Source organism: Streptomyces spiramenti, assembly GCF_012034385.1.
Lineage (GTDB): Bacteria > Actinomycetota > Actinomycetes > Streptomycetales > Streptomycetaceae > Streptomyces > Streptomyces spiramenti.
Genome location: NZ_JAAVJB010000328.1, coordinates 1 through 4,290 on the forward strand (window position 1 = coordinate 1; position 4,290 = coordinate 4,290).

Annotated in this window: 3 protein-coding genes; 2 read left to right on the plus strand and 1 reads right to left on the minus strand. The window is 72.9% G+C overall.

Features of this window, described 5'->3' with window-relative positions; translation table 11 throughout:
- The first annotated feature begins 265 nt into the window (after positions 1–265).
- Positions 266–1,477, plus strand: coding sequence for a signal recognition particle-docking protein FtsY (gene ftsY / locus HCJ92_RS22615; RefSeq protein WP_167935466.1), 1,212 nt, complete (start codon positions 266–268; stop codon positions 1,475–1,477).
- Between the two features lie 86 nt (positions 1,478–1,563).
- On the opposite strand, the gene HCJ92_RS22620 is transcribed toward ftsY, so the two are convergent.
- A complete protein-coding gene (locus tag HCJ92_RS22620; protein WP_167935467.1) occupies positions 1,564–2,262 on the minus strand; it encodes a bifunctional DNA primase/polymerase in 699 nt (232 codons plus the stop codon).
- A 497-nt stretch (positions 2,263–2,759) separates the two neighbouring features.
- Between HCJ92_RS22620 and HCJ92_RS22625 the strand changes: the two genes are divergently transcribed.
- Entirely contained in the window at positions 2,760–4,280 is a 1,521-nt protein-coding gene (locus tag HCJ92_RS22625) for an NsdA family TPR-like regulatory protein (protein ID WP_167935468.1), read from the plus strand.
- Positions 4,281–4,290 lie beyond the last annotated feature (10 nt).

Here is a 4,290-nt window from a genome sequence, read left to right on the forward strand (position 1 = left end):
GTCGCTTCACTCGCTTCCCGGACGGCTCCCCGGACGGCCGGCCTTCCGGGGCGTTCGCACGGTGCGGCCCCGGCCCGCACCGCGACGCCCTCGTGGTTCGCCCCGGGTGTGTCGCACGGGGCAGTCGCGCGCGGGGCCGTCGGCTGACGGCACGGGGCGGCCGTGCGGCCCACCGGAGCTCGGTCCGACCGGCGGTCCGTGATACTGAGGACTCAGTCAGGAATCGTCACCTCCCCCCAGCACCGGGGCGAACGCTAGGGAACCGATGGAAATCCTCATCCTCGCCGTGGTCATCGCCGTGGTCGTGCTCGGCACGGTCAGCGGCCTCGTCATCACCGGCCGACGCAGGAAGGCAGGCCCACCGGACGAGGGAAGCGCCACACGGACCGGTGCCACGGCCGCACCCCCGGCGGACACGAGAGAGGCGGACTCCGCTCCCGCGCCGGCCGGTGACACGACGACCGCCCCGCCCGGGGCCACCGACGACGTGGTCGAGGCTCCCGTCGTCGAACCGGCGGCACCCGTGGTGGAGACGCCGGCCCCGGTGGAGGGGCGCCTGGTCCGGCTCCGTGCGCGCCTCGCCCGTTCCCAGAGCTCCCTGGGCAAGGGGCTCCTCACTCTCCTGTCGCGCGAGAACCTCGACGAGGAGACCTGGGAGGAGATCGAGGACACCCTGCTGCGTGCCGATGTCGGCGTGGGGCCGACCCAGGAGCTCGTGGAACGGCTCCGTGAGCGGGTGCGTGTCCTGGGTACCCGTACCCCCGAGGACCTGCGGACCCTGCTCCGGGAGGAGCTGCTCAAGCTGGTGGCGACCGACGCCGACCGGGCGGTGAACACCGCGGGGGGTGTCTCCGGGGCCGGCGACGAGCTTCCCGCCATCGCGCTGGTCGTCGGCGTGAACGGCACCGGCAAGACCACCACCACCGGCAAGCTCGCCCGCGTGCTGGTGGCCGACGGCAAGTCGGTCGTGCTGGGAGCGGCGGACACGTTCCGAGCCGCGGCGGCCGACCAGCTCCAGACGTGGGGCAGCCGCGTCGGTGCCCGCACGGTGCGCGGACCCGAGGGCGGCGATCCCGCGTCCGTGGCCTTCCAGGCGGTGAAGGAAGGCATTCAGGAAGCGGCCGACGTGGTCCTGGTGGACACCGCGGGGCGCCTGCACACCAAGACGGGGCTCATGGACGAGCTCGGCAAGGTCAAGCGTGTCGTGGAGAAGCAGGCTCCGGTCGGCGAGGTGCTGCTGGTGCTCGACGCCACCACGGGGCAGAACGGACTGGTCCAGGCCCGGGTCTTCGCCGAGGTCGTCGATGTCACGGGTGTCGTCCTGACCAAGCTCGACGGCACGGCCAAGGGGGGCATCGTCATCGCCGTCCAGCGTGAGCTCGGGGTCCCCGTCAAGCTCGTCGGTCTGGGCGAGGGGCCCGACGACCTGGCGCCCTTCGAGGCCGAGGCGTTCGTGGACGCTCTCATCGACCAGTAGGACCTGCACGGCAGCATGTCGGCGCCCCGCGGCATTGCTGCGGGGCGCCGACGCGTCTGTTCGCCTCCGCGTCGTGCCCCAGCGTGTCACGCACCCGGCCGGGACCCTGCCGGTTCCACCGGCCGGTCGCCCCGCGCAGCCGCGGCGGCGAGCGTGCCCAGCAGCAACCGGGCGTCGGGGAAAGCGGCGACGTTCTCGGGGTCCGGGGCGCGAAGCCACCGCATGGGCCCCGGACCCACGAGGTCCGACGGCGGCGCGAGGACGTGCCCGCCCCGCCCCACCCCGCGCAGTGAACCGACGGGGCGCGTGGCCGCCAGGAGGTCGGCGGTGCCGGGGGCGGTGACGAACCAGGCAGATCCGTCGGGGCGCAGTGCCACGGGGCCGAGTCGGAGCCCCAGCCGTTCCAGCCGCAGCACGGTGTACTCGGCGGCGGCGCTCGGTGCCTCCACCGCGTCGAACCGGGTGCCGGTCGCCAGTAGTACAGAGGCGCCCTTCCCGACCGGCGACCAGCGCTCGGCGACCTCGGCGAGAGTCGTGCCCGCCGACAGGACGGGGCCGCGTCGGGCCGGGTGTGCGCCGGGCGTGTCGCAGGGGCCGCCGCACGAGCACCGAACGCGGCCGTCCGCAGCGTGGACCGCGCGGGTTCCCATGAGCACGTCCCAGCCCCACAGGCCCGTGTACTCCGCGACGGCGGTCACTTCCGGGGGGAGGGCGCCGAGACGGATGTGTCGGGGCGCCCGCCGTATCTCGCGGATGTCGCGCATGCCGCCGATGGTGAAACCCATGCCTCCTCCAACGGGTGGGTGCGTGGTTGGTTACGCCGGAGCGTGCGAGCTGCGCCGGGCGTGCGCCGGAGTGCGCGCGCCCCCGGAACTGCTTCGTTCGCATCAGGTCGAACAGTCTGTGCCCAGTACAACTCGCCCCGTTGTCGATAACGTGCTCGAGAGGGGTGGCGAATGGTGGCGATTGCACGACGTCGACTCCGCAAGCAGTGTCCACAGCATTACGTTCGGTGTGTTCGTAGACACATCGTCATCTAGACTCGTTGTCAACAAGCCGGGCCCACCGTCGTCGGACGGTGCATGAACTCTGCCCGTGTGCGGGTGATCGGCCTGATGCGGTGGCGCGTCGGTCCCTTCCGTGTCCGCCGGTCGGTGGCGCGCCCGGAGCCGCCGCGGAGACGGTCGGTTCCGAGTCCCTGACGCGCGCGGGGCCGCGGGTCGAGGGCAACAGCAATTGCACGGACCGCCGGCGCCGGCGGACCAGGAGACGGGGGTCGACGGTGAGCCGACGCGAGATCGACGCTGACGCGGCCAAACGCCCCAACGAACGTCTCACCTCCTGGTTCCGCCGCAGCGGCTGGTCCAAGGGCGAGATGGCACGCCAGGTGAACCGACGCGCTCGGCACCTCGGCGCCCACCACGTCAGCACGGACACCTCGCGCGTGCGCCGCTGGCTCGACGGCGAGCAGCCACGGGAGCCGATACCGCGCATCCTCTCCGACCTCTTCTCGGAACGGTTCAGCTGCGTCGTGACGGTGGAGGACCTCGGGCTGCGTTCGGCGCCGCACACCGCGGCGACCACGGGGATCGACCTCCCCTGGGCGGGACCCCAGACGGTGCAGCTGATCAACGAGTTCACCCGCGGCGACCTGATGCTGGGGAGGCGGGGGTTCCTCGGCACCTCGCTCGGTATGTCCGCGGGCCCGGCGCTCATAGAACCCATGCAGCGCTGGCTCGTCCCCGCACAGCACGGCGCCGAGCAGCACCCGGTCACCGACCGCGCCGCGTCCCCCGCCGGCACGGCGAACGGGCGGCGGGGCGGCGCGGGCATCTCCCGACCGGAGCTCGAACTCCTCGAATCGACCACCACGATGTTCCGCCTCTGGGACGCCGCCTGCGGCGGCGGCCTTCGACGGAAGGCGGTCGTGGGGCAGCTCCACGAGATCACCGACCTGCTGCAGGAGTACCAGCCCGAGTCGGTGCGTCGGCGGCTGTTCCGCGTCACCGCCGAACTCGCCGAGCTCGCGGGGTGGATGAGCTACGACATCGGGCTCCAGCCGACCGCGCAGAAGTACTTCGTGCTGGCGCTGCACGCCGCCAAGGAGGCCGAGGACCGGCCGCTCGGCGCCTACGTCCTGTCCCGCATGACCCGCCAGATGATCCACCTGGGACGAGGAGAGGACGCGCTGGAGCTCGTTCACCTCGCGCAGTACGGCAGCAGGGACACCGCCACCCCCCGCGTCCAGTCGATGCTCCACGCGCTCGAGGCGCGCGCCTACGCGGCGGTCGGCGCGCCGGCCAAGGTCCGCCGGGCCGTGCGCATCGCGGAGGAGACCTTCGAGGAGGTCTCCCCGCACGACGGCGATCCGGACTGGGCCTCCTTCTTCACCGAGGCGCAGCTCGCCGCGGAGAGCGCGCACTCGTACCGCGACCTGGCGTACAACCCCGCCCGCTGCGGTATGTACACCGCCCTCGCCAAGCCACCGATGCTCCGCGCCGTCGAGCTGTTCGGGGCCGAGTGCGGGGAGCCGGGCACCGGGCACCAGCGTTCGTATGCACTCAACCTGATCGGACTCGCCACCGTGCACCTGCTCGACGGCGAGCCGGAGGAAGGCGCGGCCCGGGCCCATGACGCCGCGGACGTCGCCGAGAACCTGAGGTCCGAGCGGGTGACCACCCGGTTGCACACCACGGCGGCGACGATGGTCCGGGACTTCGGTGGGGTGCCCGCCGTCCGCGACCTCGCCGACCGGCTCCGGCACGGGCGGGCGGGCGATCACGAGGAGCCCCGCGCAGGCTGAACCGCCCGCC